Below are 24,161 nucleotides of genomic sequence, written 5' to 3' on the forward strand. Positions count from 1 at the left end.
ATTGACACGCACCGTCCACCCAAGAAAAAAGTGAGCCGCCGTAAGGGCGGAAGGGGCCGGCAGCGTCACCACATCAACTGGATAAGCACGCCTATCAAGAGTCAATAGGCTGACTTGCTAGAGATGTGTAGATACCTATGCCTATCGCGGTGCAAGCCCGCTCCTACGAGGGGGTGATTTTAGTGGGCGTTGCACAACGCCAGGCAGTTATCCAGCATGCGGTTGGAGAAGCCCCATTCGTTGTCGTACCAGGCCAGCACCTTGAGCATGCGCCCATTGGCCCGGGTATGGTTGGCATCGAAGATCGACGACAGCGGGTTGTGGTTGAAGTCGCAGGACACCAGCGGCAGGCTGTTGTAGCCGAGCACCTTGGAGTGCCGGCTGGCTTCCTTGAACAGCGCATTGACAGCCTCGGCGCTGGCCTCGCGCTCAAGGTTGACGGTGAGGTCGACCAGCGACACGTTGATCACCGGTACCCGCACGGCCATGCCGGTGAGTTTGCCGGCCAGTTCCGGCAGCACCAGGCCCACGGCTTCGGCGGCGCCGGTCTTGCTCGGGATCATCGACTGGGTCGCGGAACGTGCGCGGAACGGGTCGCTGTGGTAGACGTCGGTGAGGTTCTGGTCATTGGTGTAGGCGTGGATGGTGGTCATCAGCCCCTGCTCGATGCCGAACTCACGGTGCAGCACCTGGGCCAGCGGTGCCAGGCAATTGGTGGTGCACGAAGCGCTGGAGATGATCTGGTGCGAAGGGCGCAGGATGTCGTGGTTGACCCCGTACACCACGGTGGCGTCAGCGCCCTTGGCCGGTGCCGAGATAATGACTTTGCCAGCCCCGGCAGTAAGATGGGCGGCGGCCTTGGCGCGCTCGGTGAACAAGCCGGTGCACTCGAACACCACATCGATGGCTTCGGCTTTCCACGGCAGTTCCGCCGGGTTGCGGATCGCACTGACGGCGATGCGGTCGCCGTTGACGGTAATGCTCTCGTGATCGGATTCGACCGTGGCTGCGAAGCTGCCGTGGACGCTGTCGTATTTGAGCAGATGGGCGTTCATTGCACTGTCGCCCAGGTCATTGATGGCGACGACCTGCAGGTCCTGGCGATAGCCTTGGGTATAGAGTGCGCGGAGGATGTTGCGGCCGATGCGGCCAAAGCCATTGATTGCGATACGAAGGGTCATGGAGCTACCTCTGGCAGAACGGGTAAAGCCCGTGGCAATTGAAGTTTTGCTTCACTGCATCTGATTTTGTTGTTGGAATTACAAGATTATTCGTAAAAAAATAGAAAACAAGCATTTTTGCTGGCAGTATTTTATTTAATCTACAACGAGCGATCGGCCAAGCCGTTCCTCCCACAGCGCATCGCCCCTGCCATTGAGCCTAGGCCGCGATCGTTGATAAGGGAAACCGCCGCAGAGGTCGCAACCACCGTTAGCCTGGAGTCCAGTACATGCATCCGCGCATTCTTGAGGTCACCCAACGGCTGATCGCCCGCAGTCGCCCCACCCGTGAACGCTACCTTGAGCTGATTCGCGGGGCCGCCAGTGACGGGCCGATGCGTGCCAAGTTGCAGTGCGCCAACTTCGCTCACGGTGTGGCCGGTTGCGGTAGCCAGGACAAGCAGAGCCTGCGGCTGATGAACGCGGCCAACGTCGCCATCATCTCCGCCTACAACGACATGCTCTCGGCGCACCAGCCTTACGAGCACTACCCCGAACAGATCAAGCAGGCGCTGCGCGATATCGGCTCGGTCGGCCAGTTCGCCGGTGGCGTGCCGGCCATGTGCGATGGCGTCACCCAGGGTGAGCCGGGCATGGAGCTGGGTATCGCCAGCCGCGAAGTGATCGCCATGTCCACCGCCATTGCCCTGTCGCACAACATGTTCGACGCGGCGCTGATGCTGGGTATCTGTGACAAGATCGTCCCCGGCCTGTTGATGGGCGCGCTGCGCTTCGGTCACCTGCCGACCATTTTCGTTCCGGGCGGGCCGATGCCCTCGGGCATCTCCAACAAAGAGAAAGCCGACGTGCGCCAGCGTTACGCCGAAGGCAAGGCCAGCCGCGAAGAGCTGCTGGAGTCGGAGATGAAGTCCTACCACAGCCCCGGCACCTGCACTTTCTACGGCACCGCCAACACCAATCAACTGCTGATGGAAGTGATGGGCCTGCACCTGCCGGGCGCCTCCTTCGTCAACCCCTATACGCCGCTGCGTGATGCTCTGACCACCGAGGCTGCGCAGCAGGTCACGCGCATGACCAAGGCCAGCGGCAACTTCATGCCGCTGGGCGAGATCGTCGACGAGAAAGCCCTGGTCAACTCCATCGTTGCCCTGCATGCCACCGGCGGCTCGACCAACCACACCCTGCACATGCCGGCAATCGCCCAGGCCGCTGGCATCCAGCTGACCTGGCAGGACATGGCCGAACTCTCGGAAGTGGTGCCGACCCTGTCCCACGTCTATCCGAACGGCAAAGCTGACATCAACCACTTCCAGGCGGCGGGCGGCATGGCCTTGCTGATTGGTGAACTGCTCGATGCCGGTCTGCTTCATGAAGACGTCAACACCGTCGCCGGCCACGGCTTGCGCCGCTACACCCAGGAGCCGTTCCTTGAGGAGGGCAAGCTGGTCTGGCGCGAGGGCCCGTCGACGAGCCTCGATGAGGCGATCCTGCGTCCGGTGGCACGGGCGTTTTCGCCTGAGGGCGGCCTGCGGGTCATGGAAGGCAACCTCGGTCGCGGGGTGATGAAGGTGTCTGCGGTTGCTCCCGAACATCAGGTAGTTGAAGCACCAGCGCTGGTGTTCCATGACCAGCAGGCGCTGGCCGATGCCTTCCAGGCCGGGGCGCTGGAGCGTGATTTTGTCGCCGTGATGCGTTTTCAGGGCCCGCGCTGCAACGGCATGCCCGAGCTTCACAAGATGACGCCGTTCCTGGGCGTGCTGCAGGATCGCGGCTTCAAGGTGGCGTTGGTGACCGATGGGCGCATGTCCGGCGCTTCGGGGAAAATCCCGGCGGCTATTCATGTCTGCCCCGAAGCCTTTGACGGCGGCCCGTTGGCGCGCCTGCGCGATGGCGATATCGTCCGCGTCGATGGCGTCGCCGGGACCTTGACGGTGAAGCTCAGCGCAGCCGAACTTGCCGACCGTGAACTGCCCGCCGCACCGACCGGCAACGACCTGGGGTGCGGCCGCGAGCTGTTCGGCTTTCTGCGTACCGCCTTGAGCCCGGCAGAGAAGGGCGCCAGCGCCTTCACCTCGGCGTTGGAGACGCTCAAATGAAGCGCGCACTGGTCGGCGATATCGGTGGTACCAATGCCCGTTTTGCCCTCTGGGAAGACAACCGCATGCACGCGGTGCAGGTCTTTGCCACGGCCGATTACACCAGCCCGGAACAGGCCATTGGCGCCTACCTTGCAGGTCAGGGGCTGACTCGCGGCGAGCTGGGCGCGGTGTGCCTGGCGGTGGCCGGGCCGGTCGACGGCGATGAGTTTCGCTTTACCAACAACCACTGGCGCCTCAGCCGCCAGGCGTTCTGCCAGACCTTACAGATCGAGCGCTTGCTGCTGATCAACGACTTCACCGCCATGGCCCTGGGCATGACCCGCCTGCAGGCGGATGAATACCGTACTGTTTGCCCAGGCACGCCAGATGCCAGCCGCCCGGCGGTGGTGATCGGCCCGGGTACCGGCCTTGGTGTCGGTACCTTGCTCAGCCTTGGTGACGAGCGCTGGATGGCCTTGCCGGGCGAGGGCGGGCATGTCGACCTGCCGGTGGGTAATGCCCGCGAAGCGCAGATTCGCCAGCAGATCGAAAACGAAATCGGTCACGTCAGCGCCGAAACCGTGCTCAGCGGCGGCGGCTTGTTGCGTTTGTACCAGGCCATCTGCGCCCTGGATGGCCAACCGGCAACGTTGCAGAGCCCGGCGGCAATCACCGATGCGGCCCTGGCCGGCGAGCCGCTGGCGTTGGCGGTGATCGAGCAGTTCTGTCGTTTTCTTGGCCGGGTGGCGGGCAACAATGTGCTGACCCTGGGTGGGCGCGGTGGGGTGTTTATCGTCGGCGGCATCATTCCGCGCTTTGCCGAACTGTTCCTGGCCAGTGGTTTTGGCGCCAGCTTTGCCGACAAGGGCTGCATGAGTGGCTACTTCAAAGATGTCCCGGTATGGTTGGTGACCGCTGAATTCTCCGGCTTGCTCGGCGCCGGCGTGGCCTTGCAACAAGCCGGCTGACAGGTTCGGTGGGAGCGGGCTTGCCCCGCGAAACCCTCACCCTGATCCACAAGGAGTGATGCGTGAGCAAGTCGATACTGATGGTCGACGATGACCAGGACATCCGTGAACTGCTGCAGACCTACCTGAGCCGCGCCGGATTCAGCGTCCAGGCGGTGGCCGACGGGCGCAGCTTTCGCCTGGCCCTGGACGCCAGCGATTGCGATCTGGTGATCCTCGATGTGATGCTGCCCGATGAAGACGGCTTCAGCCTCTGCCGTTGGGTGCGCCAGCATCCACGCCTGGCCCAGGTGCCGATCATCATGCTCACTGCCAGCTCTGACGAGGCCGATCGGGTTATTGGTCTGGAACTGGGTGCCGACGACTACCTGGGCAAACCCTTCAGTCCGCGTGAACTGCAAGCGCGGATCAAGGCCTTGCTGCGCCGCGCCGGGTTTGGCCAGGAGCGCCACGGCAGTGACGTGCTGGCCTTTGACGACTGGCGCCTGGATACCATCAGCCACCGCTTGTTCCACCGCGATGGTGAAGAGGTGATCCTGTCCGGGGCCGACTTCGCCTTGCTCAAGTTGTTTCTCGATCACCCGCAACAAATCCTCGACCGCGACACCATCGGCAATGCCACCCGTGGCCGCGAGCCGATGCCGCTGGACCGCATCGTCGACATGGCCGTCAGCCGCCTGCGCCAGCGCCTGCGCGACAACGAGAAACCGCCACGGCTGATTCGTACTGTGCGCGGCAGTGGTTACCTGCTGGCGGCCAGCGTTGCGCCCGCACACTGACGGGCGCTGGCGCCTGCGGCTGCCGCGCTCGTTGCTGGGGCGCATGCTGCTGTTGACCCTGCTGGTGGTGTTGCTGGCGCAAGGCTTGTCCAGCCTGATCTGGTTGTCGCAACTGCGCGCCAGCCAGATGGAAGGCCTGGTCGCCAGCGCGCGCAGCCTGGCCCACTCGATGAGTGCCAGCGTCAGTTACTTTCGCTCGCTGCCGATGGCCTACCGGCCGATGGTGCTCGATCAGTTGCGCAGCATGGGCGGCACCCGATTTGTCGTGACCCTCAACGACAAGCCGCTGGACATGCAGGTACTGACGGCCACGCCGCGCAAGGCCGCGGTGATCGATGCCGTCGGCGAGGTGTTGCACCAGCGCCTTGGCGCACAGCTGGAAATCTCCATCCAGTTCGTCAGCCCGCAGGAGCTGCGCATCTTCAACAGCGGGCTGAAACTCGATGAGCTGCCGCGCTCCTGGGCCCACTATGCGCTGACTCTGGAGCCGATCAATCCGCCGGTGCTGGTGACCCAGATCCGTCTCGACGAAGACGAATGGCTGTATATCGCCTCGCTGCTGCCCGAGCCCTACACCAGCCTCGAAGAGCAGGGCCTGCCCAGCCAGCAGCTGTGGTTCATCGTGCTGACCAGTTCATTTTTGCTGCTGTTCATCGGCCTGCTGGTGCATTGGCAGAGCCGCCCGCTCAAGCGCCTGGCCCTGGCGGCGCGGGAGATGTCGCTGGGGGCTGACGTCGAGCCGGTCACCGAAGGCGGTGGCAGCGAGGTGGAGGAGGTGGGCCGGGCCTTCAACGCCATGCGCGAACGCATCAGCCGCTACCTGACCGAGCGCAGCCAGTTGTTCAGCGCCATTTCCCACGACCTGCGCACGCCGATCACGCGCTTGCGTCTGCGGGTCGAGCTGCTGGATGACGAACAAGTACAGGCCAAGTTCGGCCGCGACCTGGACGAGCTGGAGATGCTGGTCAAAGGTGCGCTGCAATGCGTGAAAGATACCGACATCCACGAAAACATCGAGCCTATCGACCTTAATCAGGTGCTTGATTGCCTGGTCGAGCCGTACCTGGGCAGCGGCCAGATCACCCTGGAGGGCCGCGCCCTGGCGCCATACCCCGGCAAGCCATTGGCGCTCAAGCGCTGCATCGGCAACCTGATCGACAATGCCCTCAAGTACGGTGAGCGCGCTCATCTGCGGATTTTCGACAGCGACAGCGGTTTTGTCCTGCAGGTTGATGACGAAGGCCCGGGCGTGCCCGAGCAGCGCCTGGAACAGGTATTCGAGCCGCATTTTCGCCTGGCCGGGCAGCAACAGGGCTACGGCCTGGGCCTGGGCATTGCGCGCAACATCGCCCACAGCCACGGCGGCGAGGTGAGCCTGCGCAACCTGCGTGAAGGCGGTTTGCGGGTGACCTTGAGCCTGCCGCGCAGCAGTGACTGAACGCCTGTCTGGGCGAATGTCACCACGTGGTGACATTCGCGCATCCCTTCGTTACCTCCGGTGCCTGTGCCGCTGGTTAGACTTCGATGCAAGCGCAAGCACCACGACTTGCACCTGCATAACAACAAGAAAAGGTTTCTCTCGATGAATGCGATCAATCGCCTCGCCGCTGCCATTTCCCTTACCTGCTTGTTGCCCCTGAGTGCCATTGCCGCCGAAAACGGTACGGTTGAAGTCACCCATTGGTGGACCTCCGGCGGTGAAGCGGCGGCGGTGAAAACCCTCAGGGAACAAGTCGAGAAAGACGGCTTCACCTGGAAGGACAATGCCGTCGCCGGTGGCGGTGGTGCTGCGGCCATGACCGTGCTGAAGACACGCGCCGTCGCCGGCAATCCACCGGGTGCTGCGCAGATCAAGGGGCCCGATATCCAGGAATGGGGTTCGCTGGGCCTGCTCACCAATCTTGATGATGTTGCCAAGGCCAACAACTGGGATGCCCTGCTGCCGCAGAAAGTCGCCCAGATCATGCAGTACGACGGCCACTATGTGGCGGTGCCGGTGAACATCCACCGGGTCAACTGGCTGTGGATCAACCCGCAGGTGTTCGACAAGGCCGGGGCCAAGGTGCCGACCACCCTCGATGAACTGTTCGTTGCCGCCGACAAGCTCAAGGCCGCAGGCTTCATACCTTTGGCTCATGGTGGTCAGCCATGGCAGGACAGCACTGTGTTCGAGGACCTGGTGTTGAGCATCCTCGGGCCCCTGGGCTATCACAAGGCTTTCGTCGAACTGGATGAGAGCACCCTGACCGGCGCCAAGATGGTCGAGGTGTTCAAGACCTTGCAACGCCTGGGGACCTACATGGACGCCAACCGTGCCGGGCGTGACTGGAACATTGCCGCCGCCGAGGTCATCAATGGCAAGGCCGGCATGCAGATCATGGGCGACTGGGCCAAGAGCGAATGGACCGCCGCCGGCAAGGTGGCGGGCAAGGATTACCAGTGCGTGGCCTTCCCCGGCACCCAGGGCAGCTTTGCCTACAACATCGATTCGCTGGCGATGTTCAAGCTCAAGAACGACAACGACATCAAGGCGCAGAACGACCTGGCCAAGGTCGCCCTGGAGCCACAGTTCCAGACAGTGTTCAACCAGAACAAAGGCTCCTTGCCGGTGCGTCAGGACATGGACATGAGCCAGTTCGACGCTTGTACGCAGAAGTCGAAGGTCGACTTCGAGGACGCGGAAAAAGGCGACGGCCTGCAACCGAGCATGGCCCACAACATGGCGACCACCCTGGCGGTGCAAGGGGCGATCTTCGATGTTGTCACCAACTTCTTCAACGACCCGAAAGCCGACCCGGCGACGGCGGTCAAACAGTTGAATTCGGCGATCAAGTCGGCCAAGTGATGGGTTGAATCTGTAGGGGCGGGCTCTCGGACCCTTCGCGGGGCAAGCCCGCTCCCACAGGCCCGCGATTGCCTCCACACGAGACATTTCTGATGAGCACTGTTGCCACACTCAACAAGGCCTCACCTCTGGACGCCTTGCAGCGTTGGCTACCGAAACTGGTACTGGCGCCGAGCATGCTGATTGTCCTGGTCGGCTTTTACGGCTACATCCTCTGGACCTTTGTCCTGTCCTTCACCAACTCAAGCTTCATGCCCAGCTACAAATGGGTGGGCTTTGCGCAATATGCGCGGCTGATGGACAACGACCGCTGGTGGGTGGCCAGCAAGAACCTGCTGTTGTTCGGCGGTATGTTCATCGCCATCAGCCTGGTGGTCGGCGTGCTGCTGGCGGTGCTGCTCGACCAGCGCATCCGCCGCGAAGGGTTCATTCGCACCATCTACCTGTACCCCATGGCGCTGTCGATGATCGTCACCGGCACCGCCTGGAAGTGGCTGCTCAACCCCGGCCTGGGCCTGGACAAGATGCTTCGCGACTGGGGCTGGGAGGGCTTTCGCCTGGACTGGCTGGTGGACCCCGACCGGGTCGTCTACTGCCTGGTGATCGCTGCGGTGTGGCAGGCTTCGGGCTTTGTCATGGCGCTGTTCCTGGCCGGCCTGCGCAGTGTCGATCAGTCGATCATCCGCGCCGCGCAAGTCGATGGCGCAAGCCTGCCGAGCATCTACCTGCGCATCGTCCTGCCGAGTTTGCGCCCGGTGTTTTTCAGCGCACTGATGATTCTTGCGCACATCGCGATCAAGAGTTTCGACCTGGTCGCGGCCATGACCGCAGGCGGCCCCGGCTATGCCTCGGACCTGCCGGCAATGTTCATGTATTCCTTCACCTTCAGCCGCGGGCAGATGGGCCTGGGCTCGGCCAGCGCGATCCTGATGCTCGGCGCGATCCTGTCGATCCTGGTGCCTTACCTGTATTCGGAACTGAGGAACAAGCGCCATGACTAGCTCCCTGGTTCCCCGCTCGTTGAGCTTCAGTCGCCTGGCCATCTACTCGACACTGATCCTGGCCTGTGCGCTGTACCTGATCCCGCTGATCGTGATGCTGCTGACCAGTTTCAAGTCGCCGGAGGACATCCGTACCGGCAACCTGTTGAGCTGGCCCGAAGTGATCACCAGCATTGGCTGGATCAAGGCCTGGGAAACGGTGGGTGGTTACTTCTGGAACTCGGTGAAGATCACCGTGCCGGCGGTGGTGATCTCGACCCTGCTCGGTGCGCTCAACGGCTATGTGCTGTCGATGTGGCGCTTCAGGGGCTCGCAGCTGTTCTTCGGCTTGTTGCTGTTCGGTTGTTTCCTGCCGTTCCAGACCGTGTTGCTGCCGGCCTCGTTCACCCTCGGCAAGCTCGGCCTGGCAAGCACCACCACGGGCCTGGTGCTGGTGCACATTGTTTATGGCCTGGCCTTCACCACGCTGTTTTTCCGCAACTACTACTGCAGTGTGCCGCAGGCCCTGGTCAGCGCGGCGCGGCTCGATGGCGCAGGGTTTTTCACCATCTTCGGGCGCATCCTGCTGCCGATGTCGGTGCCGATCATCATGGTCTGCCTGATCTGGCAGTTCACCCAGATCTGGAACGATTTTCTGTTCGGCGTGGTGTTCGCCAGCGGCGATGCCCAACCGATCACCGTGGCCCTGAACAACCTGGTCAACACCAGCACCGGGGTCAAGGAATACAACGTCGACATGGCGGCGGCGATGATCGCCGGGTTACCGACCCTGTTGGTCTATGTGCTGGCTGGCAAGTATTTCCTGCGCGGGCTCACGGCCGGCGCGGTCAAGGGGTAAACAACAATGGCAACGCTTGAACTGCGCAACGTCAACAAGAGCTACGGTAACGGTCTGCCGGATACCCTGAAGAGCATCGAACTGTCGATCGACTCCGGCGAGTTCCTGATTCTGGTCGGCCCGTCCGGCTGCGGCAAATCGACCTTGATGAACTGCATTGCCGGCCTCGAACAGATCAGCGGCGGGGCGATTCTGGTGGACGATGCCGACATCAGCGGCATGAGCCCCAAGGATCGCGACATCGCCATGGTGTTTCAGTCTTACGCGCTGTACCCGACCATGAACGTGCGCGACAACATCGCCTTTGGCCTGAAGATGCGCAAGATGCCTGCCGCCGCCATCGATGAAGAGGTCGCGCGAGTGGCCAAGCTGCTGCAGATCGAGCACCTGCTCACACGCAAACCTGGCCAACTCTCCGGCGGCCAGCAGCAGCGTGTGGCCATGGGTCGGGCACTGGCACGGCGGCCGAAGATCTATCTGTTCGATGAGCCGTTGTCCAACCTCGATGCCAAGCTGCGGGTGGAAATGCGCACCGAAATCAAGCTGATGCACCAGCGCTTGAAGACCACCACGGTGTACGTCACCCACGACCAGATCGAGGCGATGACCCTGGGTGACAAGGTGGCAGTGATGAAGGACGGGCTGATCCAGCAGTTCGGCACCCCGCAGCAGATCTATAACGATCCGGCCAACCTGTTTGTGGCCAGTTTCATCGGCTCGCCACCGATGAACTTCATTCCCCTGCGCCTGCAGCGCAAAGACGGCCGCTTGCTGGCCCTGCTCGACAGTGGTCAGGCGCGTTGCGAACTGCCCCTGGGGTTCAATGTGCCTGGCCTTGAGGACCGTGAAGTGATCCTTGGTATTCGCCCGGAACAGATTGCCCTGGCCCCGGCTCACGCCAACGGCCTGCCGAGCATTCGCGCCGAGGTGCAGATCACCGAGCCCACCGGGCCTGACCTGCTGGTGTTCGTCACCCTCAACCAGACCAAGGTCTGCTGCCGCCTGGCGCCGGATGTGCCGACCCAGGTGGGTGACACCCTGACCCTGCAGTTCGATCCGGCGCGGGTATTGCTGTTCGATGCCGCCAGCGGTGAGCGCCTGGGCGTCGTAGCGCCGGTGCAGGAAGGCAAGGACAATGTCGCCCAATTCAAGGGGCGCTGAATTCGTTAGAAAAGAACATAGAACACATCGAGACCCCATCGAGAACAATAAAACGAGGAAACAAGGGATGGATCACTTCAAGCGTATCAAGCCACTGGCGCCGTTGACCCTGCTGGCGGCCTTGGGCGTCAGTTGCGGGGCACAGGCGGCCGGCGCCTTTGCTCCAGAGTCGCAATGGATGACCGGCGACTGGGGCGGCACCCGTACCGAGCTGCTGGAAAAGGGTGTCGACATCAAGATCGATTACGTCGGTGAAGTCGCTGGCAACCTCAATGGTGGCTTCAACGACGACAAGACGGCGCGCTACAGCGATCAATTCGGCCTGGGGGCAGCGCTGGATCTGCAGAAACTGCTGGGTTGGGACAACACCCAGGCCAAGATCCAACTGACCAACCGAAACGGCGAGAGCCTTTCCAATGACCGGATCGGCGATCCGCGTGCCGGTATGTTGAGCTCCTCGCAGGAAGTCTACGGCCGTGGCCATATGGTCCGCCTGACCCAACTGTGGATTCAGCATCAGTTCTTCGATAACAAGCTCGACGTAAAAGCCGGTTACTTCGGTGAAGGCGAAGACTTCAACACCTTCCCCTGCGAGTTCCAGAACCTGGCGTTCTGTGGCTCCCAGGTGGGTAACTGGGCGACCAATATCTGGTACAACTGGCCGGTCAGCCAGGCGGCGATTCGGGTCAAATACAACATCAATGACGAGCTCTACGCGCAAGTCGGCGCATACAACCAGAACCCGTCGCAACTGGAGCATGGTAACGGCTTCAAGCTCAGTGGTAGCGGCACTGCCGGTACCGTGTTGCCGGTCGAGCTGGTCTGGTCGCCCAAGCTCAACAGCCTGCCAGGTGAATACCGTGTGGGTTACTACAAGAGCACAGCCGACGCCAGTGATGTGCGCGAGGACGACAACGGTCAGGACGCTGTGACCAGCGGTAACGGTTATCGCGTGCATGACAGCAAGCATGGCTACTGGTTTGTCGCGCAACAGCAACTCACTACCCACAACGGTGATGCCAGCCGTGGCCTGCACATCGCGGCGAATGCCACTTTCCACGACAAGGACACCAACTTCATCGACAACTACCAGTCGTTGATGTTCGTGTACAAGGGGCTGTTCGACGCACGTCCAAAGGATGACTTCGGCATTGGTTTCGCCCGTATTCATGTCAACGACGACGTGAAGAAAAACGCCGAGTTGCTCAATGCCTCCGCCGGCATCAGCAATTACAACGACGCGAACTTTGTGCCGATCCAGAAGACTGAATACAACTACGAAATCAACTATGGTTTCCACGTGACCAACTGGCTGACCGTACGGCCCAACCTGCAATACATCACCCACCCGGGCGGCGTGGATGAGGTGGATAACGCGCTGGTCGCCGGGTTGAAGATTCAGTCGTCGTTCTGAGGCAATATGTTGTAAATTTACGCATATTGCGACCGCTGTGCGGTCGATCGCTGGCAAGCCAGCTCCCACAGGGATTGCGCAGATCCTGTGGGAGCTGGCTTGCCAGCGATAGCGTTCCCAATGAATAACAAGAGCTTTCAGCCATGCCAGAGCACCCGCTACAACGTTTCTTCACCTCGCAGCGGCCGCGGCCGACCTTCGAGTGGGAGCGTTACCAGCAGCGCGATGTGCTGATCATCGATCACCCGCAATGCCAGGCAGTCTTCAGCCGCCAGGGCGCGCAATTGCTGCACTTCCAGCCCCAGGGCGAGCGCCCGTGGTTATGGTGTGCGGCGCAGTGGCCGCAAGTCGGCGCCATCCGTGGCGGTGTGCCGGTGTGCTGGCCGTGGTACGGCCGCCACCCCAGCGAAGACATGTGGCCGGCCCACGGGTGGGCGCGCTTGCTCGACTGGAAACTGATCGACAGCAGCGAAGATGCCGACGGCGTGACCCTCAAGTGGCGCCTGCAACTGTGCGACTGGCAGGTCGACCTGCTGGCCAGGCTGGGCAAGCGCATGGAACTGCAACTGAGTACCGAGCATCAGGACAGTCAGCCTTGTCAGTTGAGTCATGCTCTGCTGGCTTACTGGCGTATTAGTGACGTTTCTGAGATAGCGCTATCTGGGCTAGAAAACATTGACGGTTACGACCGTTTGAACCGTCAGGCCTGTCGTCAGAAGGGCGCCTTGAAGGTCCACGGTGGCTGCCAGCGGGTGTTCCCCCATGCGGCGACCCTGCAGTTGCACGATCCGGCCTGGCAGCGCCAGTTATGCATCGATACCGGTGACAGCGAAGACACCGTGGTCTGGCACCCCGGCAGCCGGCCGTTGATGGGCGTCAGCGGCAGCGAAACCCTGGGGTTCGTCTGTGTCGAGGCGGCTAGCGGCAGCAGTGACAGCCTGAGTCTGGCGCCGGGTGAACAAGCGCACCTGCGGTTGCAGGCGCAGATGCTCAGTTGAGTTCGTCGTCGATCGGGTAGCGGCTGGCGTTGAGGCTTTCCTTGATCTTGCGCAGGTGCGGCTGGAAGTCGACGCCGCGGCGCAGGGTCATGCCGGTGGCCAGCACGTCGAGCACGGTCAGCTGGATGATCCGCGAGGTCATCGGCATATAGATGTCGGTGTCTTCGGGCAGCGGGATGTTCAGGCTCAGGCTGCTGGCCTTGGCCAGGGGCGAGTCGGCAGCGGTCAGGCCGAGTACCGAGGCGCCGTTCTCGCGGGCCAGGCGCGCGACTTCGACCAGCTCGCGGGTGCGTCCGGTGTAGGAGATGATCACGAACAGCTCGCCGGTGTGGGCCACCGAAGCGAGCATGCGCTGCATCAGCACATCGGCATGGGCCGACACCGCCAGGTTGAAGCGAAAGAACTTGTGCTGGGCATCCAGGGCTACCGGGGCCGAGGCACCGAGGCCAAAGAAGTGGATCTGCCGGGCCTGGATCAGCATGTCGACGGCGCGGCTGACCAACTGGGGATCAAGCTGCTGGCAGGCACTGTCCAGCGAGGCGATGGCGCTGCCGAAGATCTTCTGGGTATAGGAGGCCGGATCATCGTCGGCTTCCACCGCCCGGCTGACATAGGCGGCGCCACTGGCCAGGCTTTGCGCCAGTTGCAGCTTGAGCTCGGGGTAGCCGCTGACGCCGAACGAACGGCAGAAGCGGTTGACCGTCGGCTCGCTGACCTTGGCTGCCTGGGCCAGGGCGGCAATGCTGAAGCGGGTGGCTTGCTGGGGGTTGAGCAGGATGACTTCGGCGACTTTGCGCTCAGCCTTGTTCAGCTCTTCGAGGCGGCCCTGGATCTGTTCCAGGAGGTTTCGCACGCGGTCCATGGGTGTTTTCCTTGGGTCGTTGAGACAGCCGGCTGGCGACAGCAGCGGGCTTTTGACACGGTGGCCTATCGTACTGATGGCATGGATGGCACACCACTTGAATCTGTTTGCCGGGTAAAATGTTGTGGTTTTTACTACATTATCTCTTGAAAACTGCGATTGAAAACGGTATTTCTAGGTCAACTTGATAAAAGAACCAACATCATGGCGTCGATCAGCGTAGAACCCTGCACCTTTGCCCTGTTTGGCGCCCTTGGCGACCTGGCCTTGCGCAAGCTGTTCCCGGCGCTGTACCAGCTCGACCGCGCCGAGCTGCTGCACGCCGACACCCGGGTGCTGGCCCTGGCCCGTGAGCCGGGCAGTGTCGCTGAGCACCTGGCCTCGATCGAGGCGCACCTGCAGGAGTTCGTACCCGCCGGGCAGATCGAGGCGCCGGTGCTGCAGCGCTTTCTTGCCCGCCTGAGCTACCTGCACGTGGATTTTCTCAAGGCCGAGGACTACCAGGCCCTGGCCGAGCAGGTCGCCAGCGACAGCCAGCTGATCGCCTATTTCGCCACACCCGCGGCGGTGTATGGCGGTATCTGCGAAAACCTCGACAAAGCCGGCCTCAGTGCCCGTACTCGGGTGGTGCTGGAAAAGCCCATCGGTCATGACCTGGAGTCCTCGCGGCGGGTTAACGATGCCGTGGCTCAGTTTTTCCCGGAAAACCGCGTTTACCGCATCGACCATTACCTGGGCAAAGAGACGGTGCAGAACCTCATTGCCCTGCGCTTTGCCAACAGCCTGTTCGAAACCCAGTGGAACCAGAACTCGATTTCCCATGTGGAAATCACCGTCGCCGAAAAAGTCGGTATCGAAGGGCGCTGGGGCTATTTCGACAAGGCCGGGCAACTGCGCGACATGATCCAGAACCATCTGTTGCAGCTGCTCTGCCTGATTGCCATGGACCCGCCCAGCGACCTGTCGGCCGACAGTATCCGTGACGAGAAGGTCAAGGTGCTCAAGGCCCTGGCGCCGATCAAGGGCGAAGGCCTGAGCACCCAGGTGGTGCGCGGCCAGTACATTGCCGGTTACAGCGAAGGCAAGCCGGTGCCCGGTTACTTGGAAGAAGACAACGCCAACGCCCAGAGTGACACCGAAACCTTCGTCGCCCTGCGCGCCGATATCCGCAACTGGCGCTGGGCCGGCGTGCCGTTCTACCTGCGCACCGGCAAACGCATGCCGCAAAAACTGTCGCAGATCGTCATCCATTTCAAGGAAACCCCGCACTACATCTTTGCCCCGGAACAGCGTTTGCAGATTGGCAACAAACTGATCATTCGCCTGCAGCCGGACGAGGGTATTTCCTTGCGAGTGATGACCAAGGAGCAGGGCCTGGACAAGGGCATGCAACTGCGCAGCGGGCCGTTGCAGCTGAACTTTTCCGATACCTGGCGCAGTGCGCGGATCCCCGATGCTTACGAGCGGTTGTTGCTGGAAGTGATGCGCGGCAATCAGAACCTGTTCGTGCGCAAAGACGAAATCGAATACGCGTGGAAGTGGTGCGATCAGTTGATTGCCGGCTGGAAACAGTCGGGCGATGCACCCAAACCTTATGCCGCCGGCTCCTGGGGGCCGATGAGCTCGATTGCACTGATTACCCGCGATGGGAGGTCCTGGTATGGCGATATCTGAACTGCAACTGCCGGCGAACGTCACGGCGCATGACTACAACGCTGCAGCGCCGCTGGCCGAAGGCTTGGCCAAGGACGTGGCAGCGCGCCTGAATGCCGCTATTGCGGCCAACGGCCGGGCCACCCTGGTGGTCTCCGGTGGCCGTAGCCCGGTGGCGTTCTTTACGGCGCTGATCAAGCAGCCGCTGGACTGGTCCAAGGTGCTGGTGAGCCTGGCCGATGAGCGCTGGGTGCCGGTGGAACATGCCGACAGCAATGCCGGCCTGCTCAAGCGTCACCTGTTGACCGGTCCTGCTGCCAAGGCAACTTTCCTCAGCCTTTATCGCGCTGCTGGCAGCCTAGACGCCGCAGCGCTGGAAACCGACCAGGCACTGGCCGAACTGCCGGGGATTGATGTGCTGGTGTTGGGCATGGGCGATGACGGTCATACCGCTTCGTTGTTCCCCAACAGCCCGAACCTTGTCGAAGGCCTTGATCCGCAGAGTTCTCGTCGCTGCCTGCCGATGCTGGCGCCAAGCGTGCCGCATCAGCGCCTGAGCATGACCCGCGCGCTGTTGGCCAGCGCCGGGTTTACCGCCTTGTCGGTGCAAGGCCCGGGTAAACTCGCTACCCTGCGCGCCGCGCTGGCGGGCGATGACCTGGCGCAGATGCCGATTCGAGCCTTCTTACAAGACCCTCTGGATATTTACTGGTGCCCATGAGCCAAGGATCCGCCGTTATGACCACGCATGAACTGAAACAGCCGGGAGCTTCCATGGCCGACAAGATTGCCCGGATCGATCAGATCTGCACCCAGGCGCGCATTCTGCCGGTGATCACCATCGCCCGCGAAGAAGACATCCTGCCGCTGGCCGATGCCCTGGCAGGCGGTGGCATCAAGACCCTGGAAGTGACCTTGCGCTCCTCCCATGGCCTCAAGGCCATCCAGGTGCTGCGCGAGCAGCGCCCCGAGCTGTGCATCGGTGCCGGCACCGTACTGGACCGCAGCATGTTTGCTGCGGTCCAGGCCGCTGGCGCGCAGTTCGTGGTCACCCCGGGCATTACCCAGGATCTGCTCGAGGCCGGTGTCGACAGCGATATCCCGCTGCTGCCCGGCATCAGCACACCGTCGGAACTCATGATGGGCTATGCCCTGGGTTACCGGCGCTTCAAGCTGTTCCCTGCCGAGATCAGCGGCGGCGTGGCGGCCATCAAGGCCTACGGCGGCCCGTTTGGCGATGTGCGTTTCTGCCCCACGGGCGGCGTCAACCCGGGCAATGTAAAGAGCTACATGGCTTTGCCCAACGTCATGTGCGTGGGCGGCACCTGGATGCTCGACAGCAGCTGGATCAAAAACCGCGACTGGGCCCGTATCCAGGCCTGCACCGCCGAGGCCCTGGCGCTGCTGGATTGATCTGATTGGTTGTGTGCAACACGGCTTTACGGTGCGCTTGGTCGGCGCACCGTTTTTTTTTGCCGCTCAGAAACTGTCGCTGGTGCTGAAGCTGCCACCGCCGCTACTGCTGGAGGTGGAGTAGTCGCTGGAGCTTGAGCTGGAACTGCTGGAGCCTGAGCTCGACCAGCTGAACGACGACGAGCTGCTGGAGGAGGTACTGCGCGGCACCAGGCGCCGGCCACTTTGCAGCAGGGTCTCCATGGCATGCAGGCTGAGGTCGCGGGTCATGTAGTCGGCCAGCAGGCGATCGAAACCCAAGCTGGTATGGAAGTTGTAATCGCTGTCGCGGTAGTAGTCGGTACGCAACGCCCGCTCCAGCTCCTTGGCCCGCTCGTAGTCGCGCAGGGCGCGGTCATGCTGGTCGCGCAACTGCGGCAGGCGGTCCTGGACCTCTCGCAGGCGCTGGTACAGTTCCTTGAGCTGGGCGGCAATCCGGTCGTCGTTGCTGTCCGGGGTCTTTTGTACTTCGACCAGCAGTTGCTCGATGGTCTGGGTCTGCAGGCGTTCGGTGATGTTCTGGCGGATCCGCAGGTAGTGTGGGTCCTGTTTACCGGCAAAGTTGGCCAACTGCTGGTGCTGCTCGTTGGCCCGGGCCTTGGCGGCGGCGATGTGTTTGTTCAGCGTGGTGTCTTCACCACTTAAAGGGTCCATCCCCGCCGTTGTTCGTGCCTGGGCCAGGTGCTGTTCGACAGCTTTGTGCAGCTCGGCAATCAGGGTCAGGCGCTCGCCTTGCAGTTCTTCGTTACGCGTTTGCATGGCGCGCAGTATCAGCTCGTTATTGCGGTTGCCCTGGAAGTTGACGCGTTTGGCCAGGGTGCTGTCGAGCCAGCGGTGGAGGAAGTTGTAGCGGTACTGCTCGGTGCCGTAATCACGCTTGAGCAGGTGGTAATAGATCGGGTTGGCGCTGTAGGAGGGCAGTTTGTCGACGCACTCCTGGCGGATCTCGGCGTAGCCGGTAACGGCCTCTTCGTTGGCCTCTTGCGCTGCCAGCAACTGCTCGCCGAGCTTGCGCCAGTCGGGTTCGAGCGCCAGTTGATCCTTGACCTGACGGTCGATGTCTTCGATGCGCACACGCACGTTGTGCTGTTCGGCCAACGAGGCGGCAATATCGCATTCGACCCGGGCAAGGTCTGCGCGTAACTGGGCTTCGGCGTCCTGGCGAGCCTGCAGTTGTAGCACGGTGTCCTGGTCCAGTGCCGGGCGATGCTCAAGCTTGAGGGTGGCGATGTTGCTCAGCCGGGTGAGAATGTCCTGCTCCAGGCGCGCTTCCTGATCGCTCAGGGTCGACAGCAACTGCTCGGCGCTGCGCAATAATGACTCGTTGTCGCGGGCGTTCTGCGCGACGGTGCTGGTGAGGGTAGAGGGTGTCATGTGTTCACCAGTCCATGATCATGTCAGGGTTGCTCGTGGTGCGCTGGTTAAAGCGCAGGGTCAGCGAGTTGGCAGCCTTGCTGCCCATCATGCGGTCATCGACGTGGCCGTCATCGAGCTTGTCCTCTTTGACCTTGAGGTATTCGGCCTGGCTGACACGCACAGCGAAGTAGCCGTTCCATTGCAGTTTGCCGGTTTCGGCGCTGGTCACCGGTACTTCGACTCTGATGCCGGCCGGGTTGGTGGCCTCGACTACCACGAACCAGCTCTTGCCCTTGTCGGTGGCCTCGCCGCGGTTGCAACCGGCGGGGTCGTAGCAACGCTCCACCCCGGACTTGACGCCGGTGCGGTCGACGATCTGGATCGTCAGCGCCGCAGCGGCGAAGTCGAGCATCTGCTCCAGGTGGCGAAGTCGATAGTGGGTTTGAGTGGCCTCCCGAGCGTCCAGGCTGGTGTTGGCCTGAGCGAGCAACAGTTGCAACTGCGTCCGATCGCCGGCACTCAGGGGCATCGCCTTGAGGCGCTGGGCTAGCTGGTCGCGCAGGGCGATCTTGTCCAGCCAGTCGCCGGTTTCATCGATCTGCAAACGCAGTTGGCCGACATACCGGCTGGCGGCGGTCAGTGTTGAGTTATCTTTGACCTGTAGCAGTTGCTGGTCGGCCGAGTTGGCAAGCTCCTTGAGGTTGGGGAACTGCGCAAGGCCTTTCAGGTAGGTCGGCAGGGCCATGAGCCTAGCCAGTTCATCGCGCTGCTCGTAGATACCCTCTACCGTGGCAAAGGCGGAGCGCGTCGGGTACATGGCATCGCGGATCTGCTTGATCTGTGCTTCACGTTTCTCGACCAGGGCCTTGACGCTGTCGCGATTGGTCTTGTCGACGAACTGCGGCACATCGCTGGCGAAGGTTTGCGCAAGCGGCGGCAATGTTTGCCGGACTTCATCAAGAATACGGCTGACCGCAGCATCGGGCCGGGCTAACGCCTTTTGCTGCCACTGCTCAAGTTTCTCGTGCTTGAGCTGGATTTCGGCGCGCAGGTCTTCATCGTGCAGGCGCAGGTCACGGGCACTGTTGTCGATCTCGATGGTGACGCCGCTGTCGTGGACCAGGCGCGTGCACTGGGTAATCAGCAGCGCAGCGATGATCGTCAGGAACAGCTTGAACAATTGGCCGCGCGCCATCGACGCCTTGCTCAGCAGCTTTTGCTTCCAGCTAAGGGGCGGGGCTTCGAACATCAGGCGACGGGCGAAAAACTCGCGAACGCCCTGATCGATCAGCGCCTCGTCAAAGGCAATGTTATGGCTTTGGTAATAGTCGCGAATACGCGCCGCAACATCGGCGCGGCGCTTGGGCAGGTTCAGGTGTTCCTGGACCTGCATGTGCTGGTGGCGCAATTCGTCGACGAACGCCATCGCTCCGAGCTGTTCGGAGAGTGGAATGCTGCTCATCAGGCTGCCTTGCTGAGCAGGGCTGCGAATTTACGCTTGGCATCCTCGACCGCAGCCGCGATGTCGCGCGAGGCATTGCTCGATTCGGCCCGGTAGGTTTCGGTGAGGCTGTGCATGTCGTTCTGGAACGACAGCGTGGCATCGGCCAGGGCGCGTACCGAATCGACCTTGATGGTCGAGCCATAGCTGGCTTTGACTGCTGCTTCGAGCTGCTGGTTTCCGGTGCTGCCCAGGGCTTCGAGACCCTTGCTGATGCCATCGGTGGTGGCGTTGAGGGTATGGGTCGCCTCGGCCAGGCCGCTGTTGGCAGTAAAGGAGACGGCCAGGCCGGTCAGTACCACTTCGTTGGTGGAGAAGAACGAGACCATGCGCTGGTACTGGCGCTCCTTGATCACGTGCACCTGATTGATGCGGGCGAAGACCATCTCGGCGGTGTTGTAGCCGACCTTGAGGTCATCGGCGATGTCCTTGACGATCTGGTAGCGCTTGTCTTCATCCTGCAAGGCGCGTACGGCTTCGTCGCGGCGCAGTTCCAGCGCGGCGCGCTGGGCCGGTTCGGCCGTTTCGGCAGCGGCGACCTGCTGGTTGGCCTCGTTCAGTGCTGCGGTGCGCTGTTCCAGCGCCTGGCCGGCAATGGCCAGCACTTGCTGGGCTTCGACCTCGGCGGCTTTCATGGCCATGCGAAAATCCATGTAGGACTCGAGGATCACCGTCTCGCGGCTGATCTGGTCGTTGGCTGACTTGCACACTTGCAGGTAGTTGTCGCGAATGTCGTTGAAGCGGCTGGGGATCGAGCCACGGCGCACATTCATCCACGTCAGCTTGAGCTTCTCCATGCTGTCCAGGCGCCCATCGTCCATCCAGCCAGCCATGGCGGCAGCGTCTTCGCGGATCGAGGTAAAGCTCTGGGTGATGTCCATGAAGCGGGTGGAGATGTCCATGCCCTCGATCTGCTCGCGGACCATGCCGTTGAAGGCAGTGGATTGCTGCAGCACGGCGGCGATGGAGGTGACCTTGCTGCTGTCGTACTGCGCCACGCGGTCGAGCAACACCAGTACGGGGGCATCCTGAACGGGGCGCAGAAGATTGATGCCGATAGTGCGCAGGCTGCTCAGCGCGCGTTCGAGGTAGTTGCTCATCGAGTGTCCTTTCATGATGTGCGCACAGCGCAAGGTAAAGCGAGGAGGGGAGTATACCGGGGGTTGCCTGCCAGTTGACCGGCGATTTGCGCGTGTACAAACGAAAATGCCCACCTCGCGAGGGGTGGGCATTTCAGTTGCAGCGTTGACTCAGCGTACGGTTCAGGCCGCCTTGGCTGCCTGCTGGCTCAGCGAACGGTTCAGTGCACTGAACAGTGCCTTGAAGCTGGCCGTGGTGATGTTTTCATCGATACCCACACCGTGCACCGGGCGGCCACCGGCCACACGCAGCTCGATGTAGGCTGCCGCCTTGGCGTTGGTGCCCGCGCCAATGGCATGCTCGTTGTAGTCCATGATCTCGACGGCGATCGGCAAGCCGGCCACCAGGGCTTCGAGGGCGCCGTTGCCCTTGCCGCGCCAGTGCAGGGTGGTCTCGCCTTCACCGGCGACTTCCACTTCCACCGCACTGTTGCCGTTCTCTTCTTGCAGGCGATGGCTGACCAGCGCGTAAGGCGCGTTGGCTTGCAGGTACTCGCGGTGCAACAGCGAGTGGATCTGCTGGGCGGTCATCTCCAGGCCCAGGCGGTCGGTTTCACCTTGTACCACCTGACTGAATTCGATCTGCATGCGCCGTGGCAGGCTGATGCCGTACTCCTGTTCGAGCAGGTAGGTGATACCGCCCTTGCCCGACTGGCTGTTGACGCGGATCACCGCCTCGTAGCTGCGGCCGATGTCGGCCGGGTCGATTGGCAGGTACGGCACTTCCCACTTGGCGTCATCCTTCTGCTGGGTTAAGCCTTTGCGGATGGCATCCTGGTGCGAGCCGGAGAATGCGGTGTGCACCAGGTCGCCGACGTACGGATGACGTGGGTGCACTGGAATTTGATTGCATTCCTCGACCACTTTGCGCACGCCGTCGATGTCGGAGAAATCCAGCTCGGGGTTGATGCCCTGGGTGTAGAGGTTCAACGCCAGGGTCACCAGGTCGACGTTGCCGGTACGTTCGCCGTTGCCGAACAGGCAGCCCTCGACGCGGTCGGCGCCGGCCATCAGGCCCAGTTCGGTGGCGGCAACACCGGTGCCACGGTCGTTGTGGGTGTGCAGGCTGATGATCACGCTGTCGCGGCGGTTGACGTTACGGCCGAACCACTCGATCTGGTCGGCGTAGATGTTTGGCGTCGAGACTTCGACGGTGGCCGGCAGGTTGAGGATGATCTTGTGCTCAGGTGTCGGGTTCCACACCTCGATCACCGCATCGCAGACTTCCTTGGCGAACTCAAGCTCAGTGGCGCTGAAGGTTTCCGGCGAGTATTGGAAGGTCCACTGGGTGTTCGGCTGCTGGGCGGCATATTTGACGAACAGTTTCGCCGCGTTCACCGCGATGTCCTTGACGCCTTGCTTGTCCTGGTTGAAGACAATCCGGCGGAACGACGGGCTGGTGGCGTTGTACAGGTGAACGATGGCCTTTTTCGCTCCGCGCAGCGATTCGAAGGTACGCGCGATCAAATCTTCACGGGCCTGGGTCAGCACCTGGATGGTGGTGTCATCAGGAATGTGACCGTCTTCGATCAGGGTGCGCACGAAGTCGAAGTCGGTTTGCGATGCGGACGGGAACGAGGCTTCGATTTCTTTCACGCCAACGCTGACCAGGGTCTTCCAGAAGCGCAGCTTCTTCGCCGCATCCATGGGCTCGATCAACGACTGGTTGCCATCGCGCAGGTCCGAGCTGCACCAGATCGGCGCCTGGGTGATGGTCTTCGAAGGCCAGGTGCGGTCCGGCAAGTTGACGGTGGCGAAGGCGCTGTATTTTTTCGAAGGGTCTTTGAGCATGGTCATGAAAGCAATCCTTGAATGTGCGGCCTTGAAAGGGGCCCGCCGGACAAAAACGAGATGAAAAGGCGAGGCGACGCGATTCAGCTTGGTAGTCGTGCACTGACCAGGCAGAGGCTGCGATGTTGACGAAGCAGGATGAGGGTCTGAAAGGTTTTCATGGCTTAAACCCTAACCAGTGGGGTTAAAGATGGCAAGCCTTGGGAAAAGATTGAGAGGAATGCTTAAAAAAAGTTGTTTATCGAGATTTTATAGCTTTTTATGAATGAAAAGACCGCGCCAGTTGCGCGGTCTTTTTGAATGGCGCAAGCGCGGTGTCAGGGCTGGAAGGCGCCGATGAAGATTGCCGGATCCACCCGGGCATCATTGAGGCTGACGTTCCAGTGCATGTGCGGACCGGTGGCGCGTCCGGTGGCGCCGACGCGGCCCACCACGGCGCCGCGGCTCAGTTGCTGGCCGGCTTTGACGTCGATTTTCGACATATGGCAGAACATGCTGATAAAGCCCTGGCCGTGATCGACAAACACGGTATTGCCGTTGAAGAAGTAATTGCCGATCAGGATCACCTTGCCATTGGCCGGGGTCTTGATTGGTGTGCCGGCGGGTACGGCGAAATCCAGGCCAGCATGGGGGTTGCGCTCTTCGCCGTTGAAGAAACGGCGCACGCCGAACTTGCTCGACAACGGGCCGTTGACCGGTTTGTCGAGGATCAGGTTGCTCGGCAGGGTAGGGCTGAAGCTGCGGTAGGCCTTGATCTGCTCGGCAAGCTCGGCGTCGATGCGCTTGAGGTCGGCCGGGTCCGGGTTGACCTGGCGCTTGTTTTTCAAGGTGATGCGCTGCTCGGGGTACTTCTTGCTGGCGACGCTGAAGTTCAGGTTTCGGCTGCCCTGGGTGAGCTGCGCGGTGCCGGGCTTTTGCGTCAGCGGCAAGCCGACGATGGCCAGCCAGGTGTCCTGTTCCTTGACCACCAGCACCGGCTTGCCGTCGAAGCGCGCGCTGGGCGCCGTGGCGGCCGGGCCCAGGTCGACGACGGCAACGCCGCCGGGTACCGGCTTGTTCAGTTGGCGGGTGATGTAGCTGGCCTGGGCGCTGCTGGCGAACACCAGGCACAACAGCAACAGGGGGGCGAATAAACGAGGCATGA

The 24,161-nt window shown here is 61.9% G+C and carries 20 protein-coding genes; 13 read left to right on the top strand and 7 right to left on the bottom strand.

Features of this window, described 5'->3' with window-relative positions; all coding sequences use genetic code 11:
• Nucleotides 1-179: 179 nt before the first annotated feature.
• On the bottom strand, nucleotides 180-1,181 hold the full coding sequence (gene gap, locus M5G17_RS11035; RefSeq protein ID WP_273892944.1) for a type I glyceraldehyde-3-phosphate dehydrogenase: 1,002 nt from the start codon (nucleotides 1,179-1,181) through the stop codon (nucleotides 180-182).
• A gap of 269 nt (nucleotides 1,182-1,450) precedes the next feature.
• Here gap and edd point away from each other — a divergent pair, with 269 nt between their 5' ends.
• The 10 genes from edd to M5G17_RS11085 all read left to right on the top strand — a co-directional run bounded on the left by edd (nucleotide 1,451) and on the right by M5G17_RS11085 (nucleotide 13,263).
• The gene (gene edd, locus M5G17_RS11040) at nucleotides 1,451-3,277 is read left to right on the top strand and encodes a phosphogluconate dehydratase (RefSeq protein ID WP_273892945.1); all 1,827 of its coding nucleotides are present in this window, start codon (nucleotides 1,451-1,453) and stop codon (nucleotides 3,275-3,277) included.
• Nucleotides 3,274-4,227: a glucokinase gene (locus M5G17_RS11045; protein ID WP_273892946.1), complete on the top strand. Its 954-nt coding sequence runs from the start codon at nucleotides 3,274-3,276 to the stop codon at nucleotides 4,225-4,227. The genes edd and M5G17_RS11045 overlap by 4 nt, the downstream gene beginning before the upstream one ends.
• A gap of 80 nt (nucleotides 4,228-4,307) precedes the next feature.
• Entirely contained in the window at nucleotides 4,308-5,006 is a 699-nt protein-coding gene (locus M5G17_RS11050; protein ID WP_273893038.1) for a response regulator, read from the top strand.
• Between the two features lie 43 nt (nucleotides 5,007-5,049).
• Nucleotides 5,050-6,444: an ATP-binding protein gene (locus M5G17_RS11055; RefSeq protein ID WP_273893039.1), complete on the top strand. Its 1,395-nt coding sequence runs from the start codon at nucleotides 5,050-5,052 to the stop codon at nucleotides 6,442-6,444.
• Between the two features lie 144 nt (nucleotides 6,445-6,588).
• Nucleotides 6,589-7,851 (top strand): ABC transporter substrate-binding protein, encoded by a 1,263-nt coding sequence (locus M5G17_RS11060; RefSeq protein ID WP_273892947.1) that lies wholly within the window; start codon nucleotides 6,589-6,591, stop codon nucleotides 7,849-7,851.
• Between the two features lie 92 nt (nucleotides 7,852-7,943).
• Nucleotides 7,944-8,852: a carbohydrate ABC transporter permease gene (locus M5G17_RS11065; protein ID WP_273892948.1), complete on the top strand. Its 909-nt coding sequence runs from the start codon at nucleotides 7,944-7,946 to the stop codon at nucleotides 8,850-8,852.
• A complete protein-coding gene (locus M5G17_RS11070; protein ID WP_273892949.1) occupies nucleotides 8,845-9,690 on the top strand; it encodes a carbohydrate ABC transporter permease in 846 nt (281 codons plus the stop codon). Before M5G17_RS11065 ends, M5G17_RS11070 begins: the two co-directional genes overlap by 8 nt.
• 6 nt (nucleotides 9,691-9,696) lie before the next feature.
• Nucleotides 9,697-10,851, top strand: coding sequence for an ABC transporter ATP-binding protein (locus M5G17_RS11075; RefSeq protein WP_273892950.1), 1,155 nt, complete (start codon nucleotides 9,697-9,699; stop codon nucleotides 10,849-10,851).
• 67 nt (nucleotides 10,852-10,918) lie between these two features.
• Complete coding sequence (locus M5G17_RS11080) at nucleotides 10,919-12,265, top strand: carbohydrate porin (RefSeq protein WP_273892951.1); 1,347 nt, start codon at nucleotides 10,919-10,921, stop codon at nucleotides 12,263-12,265.
• A gap of 143 nt (nucleotides 12,266-12,408) precedes the next feature.
• On the top strand, nucleotides 12,409-13,263 hold the full coding sequence (locus M5G17_RS11085; RefSeq protein WP_273892952.1) for a D-hexose-6-phosphate mutarotase: 855 nt from the start codon (nucleotides 12,409-12,411) through the stop codon (nucleotides 13,261-13,263).
• On the opposite strand, the gene hexR is transcribed toward M5G17_RS11085, so the two are convergent.
• Nucleotides 13,256-14,116, bottom strand: a complete 861-nt coding sequence (gene hexR, locus M5G17_RS11090; protein WP_176794343.1) for a DNA-binding transcriptional regulator HexR — start codon at nucleotides 14,114-14,116, stop codon at nucleotides 13,256-13,258. The two genes, M5G17_RS11085 and hexR, sit on opposite strands and share 8 nt — an antisense overlap.
• Nucleotides 14,117-14,329: 213 nt before the next feature.
• Here hexR and zwf point away from each other — a divergent pair, with 213 nt between their 5' ends.
• Genes zwf through M5G17_RS11105 form a run of 3 tightly spaced genes read left to right on the top strand, consistent with a single transcriptional unit; the run spans nucleotide 14,330 to nucleotide 17,191 of the window.
• The gene (zwf, locus tag M5G17_RS11095) at nucleotides 14,330-15,799 is read left to right on the top strand and encodes a glucose-6-phosphate dehydrogenase (RefSeq protein WP_273892953.1); all 1,470 of its coding nucleotides are present in this window, start codon (nucleotides 14,330-14,332) and stop codon (nucleotides 15,797-15,799) included.
• Nucleotides 15,786-16,499 carry a 6-phosphogluconolactonase gene (gene pgl / locus M5G17_RS11100; protein WP_273892954.1) on the top strand — a complete coding sequence of 238 codons (714 nt, stop codon included), beginning with the start codon at nucleotides 15,786-15,788 and terminating at the stop codon, nucleotides 16,497-16,499. The genes zwf and pgl overlap by 14 nt, the downstream gene beginning before the upstream one ends.
• Before the next feature lie 17 nt (nucleotides 16,500-16,516).
• Nucleotides 16,517-17,191: a bifunctional 4-hydroxy-2-oxoglutarate aldolase/2-dehydro-3-deoxy-phosphogluconate aldolase gene (locus M5G17_RS11105; RefSeq protein ID WP_273892955.1), complete on the top strand. Its 675-nt coding sequence runs from the start codon at nucleotides 16,517-16,519 to the stop codon at nucleotides 17,189-17,191.
• Between the two features lie 66 nt (nucleotides 17,192-17,257).
• Here M5G17_RS11105 and M5G17_RS11110 read toward each other — a convergent pair whose 3' ends face one another.
• From M5G17_RS11110 to M5G17_RS11130, 5 genes are all read right to left on the bottom strand, one after another.
• Nucleotides 17,258-18,604: a GumC domain-containing protein gene (locus M5G17_RS11110; protein WP_273892956.1), complete on the bottom strand. Its 1,347-nt coding sequence runs from the start codon at nucleotides 18,602-18,604 to the stop codon at nucleotides 17,258-17,260.
• 4 nt (nucleotides 18,605-18,608) lie between these two features.
• Complete coding sequence (locus M5G17_RS11115; protein ID WP_273892957.1) at nucleotides 18,609-20,048, bottom strand: DUF6384 family protein; 1,440 nt, start codon at nucleotides 20,046-20,048, stop codon at nucleotides 18,609-18,611.
• Nucleotides 20,048-21,187: a merozoite surface protein 3b gene (locus M5G17_RS11120; protein ID WP_273892958.1), complete on the bottom strand. Its 1,140-nt coding sequence runs from the start codon at nucleotides 21,185-21,187 to the stop codon at nucleotides 20,048-20,050. The genes M5G17_RS11115 and M5G17_RS11120 overlap by 1 nt, the downstream gene beginning before the upstream one ends.
• A 162-nt stretch (nucleotides 21,188-21,349) precedes the next feature.
• On the bottom strand, nucleotides 21,350-23,023 hold the full coding sequence (leuA, locus tag M5G17_RS11125) for a 2-isopropylmalate synthase (protein WP_273892959.1): 1,674 nt from the start codon (nucleotides 23,021-23,023) through the stop codon (nucleotides 21,350-21,352).
• A gap of 311 nt (nucleotides 23,024-23,334) precedes the next feature.
• A complete protein-coding gene (locus M5G17_RS11130; RefSeq protein WP_273892960.1) occupies nucleotides 23,335-24,159 on the bottom strand; it encodes a M23 family metallopeptidase in 825 nt (274 codons plus the stop codon).
• Nucleotides 24,160-24,161 lie beyond the last annotated feature (2 nt).

It is taken from the genome of Pseudomonas rubra (assembly GCF_028656935.1).
Taxonomy (GTDB): domain Bacteria; phylum Pseudomonadota; class Gammaproteobacteria; order Pseudomonadales; family Pseudomonadaceae; genus Aquipseudomonas; species Aquipseudomonas rubra.

Bases quoted from the DNA above. Each gene is read 5' to 3' on its own strand.
- gap (WP_273892944.1), bottom strand. From the start codon at position 1,181: ATGACCCTTCGTATCGCAATCAATGGCTTTGGCCGCATCGGCCGCAAC.
- pgl (WP_273892954.1), top strand. From the start codon at position 15,786: ATGGCGATATCTGAACTGCAACTGCCGGCGAACGTCACGGCGCATGAC.
- zwf (WP_273892953.1), top strand. From the start codon at position 14,330: ATGGCGTCGATCAGCGTAGAACCCTGCACCTTTGCCCTGTTTGGCGCC.
- M5G17_RS11045 (WP_273892946.1), top strand. From the start codon at position 3,274: ATGAAGCGCGCACTGGTCGGCGATATCGGTGGTACCAATGCCCGTTTT.
- M5G17_RS11130 (WP_273892960.1), bottom strand. From the start codon at position 24,159: ATGCCTCGTTTATTCGCCCCCCTGTTGCTGTTGTGCCTGGTGTTCGCC.
- M5G17_RS11110 (WP_273892956.1), bottom strand. From the start codon at position 18,604: ATGACACCCTCTACCCTCACCAGCACCGTCGCGCAGAACGCCCGCGAC.
- leuA (WP_273892959.1), bottom strand. From the start codon at position 23,023: ATGACCATGCTCAAAGACCCTTCGAAAAAATACAGCGCCTTCGCCACC.
- M5G17_RS11080 (WP_273892951.1), top strand. From the start codon at position 10,919: ATGGATCACTTCAAGCGTATCAAGCCACTGGCGCCGTTGACCCTGCTG.
- edd (WP_273892945.1), top strand. From the start codon at position 1,451: ATGCATCCGCGCATTCTTGAGGTCACCCAACGGCTGATCGCCCGCAGT.
- M5G17_RS11115 (WP_273892957.1), bottom strand. From the start codon at position 20,048: ATGAGCAGCATTCCACTCTCCGAACAGCTCGGAGCGATGGCGTTCGTC.
- M5G17_RS11060 (WP_273892947.1), top strand. From the start codon at position 6,589: ATGAATGCGATCAATCGCCTCGCCGCTGCCATTTCCCTTACCTGCTTG.
- M5G17_RS11065 (WP_273892948.1), top strand. From the start codon at position 7,944: ATGAGCACTGTTGCCACACTCAACAAGGCCTCACCTCTGGACGCCTTG.
- M5G17_RS11075 (WP_273892950.1), top strand. From the start codon at position 9,697: ATGGCAACGCTTGAACTGCGCAACGTCAACAAGAGCTACGGTAACGGT.
- M5G17_RS11050 (WP_273893038.1), top strand. From the start codon at position 4,308: ATGGTCGACGATGACCAGGACATCCGTGAACTGCTGCAGACCTACCTG.
- M5G17_RS11105 (WP_273892955.1), top strand. From the start codon at position 16,517: ATGACCACGCATGAACTGAAACAGCCGGGAGCTTCCATGGCCGACAAG.
- M5G17_RS11055 (WP_273893039.1), top strand. From the start codon at position 5,050: ATGCTGCTGTTGACCCTGCTGGTGGTGTTGCTGGCGCAAGGCTTGTCC.
- M5G17_RS11070 (WP_273892949.1), top strand. From the start codon at position 8,845: ATGACTAGCTCCCTGGTTCCCCGCTCGTTGAGCTTCAGTCGCCTGGCC.
- M5G17_RS11085 (WP_273892952.1), top strand. From the start codon at position 12,409: ATGCCAGAGCACCCGCTACAACGTTTCTTCACCTCGCAGCGGCCGCGG.
- M5G17_RS11120 (WP_273892958.1), bottom strand. From the start codon at position 21,187: ATGAGCAACTACCTCGAACGCGCGCTGAGCAGCCTGCGCACTATCGGC.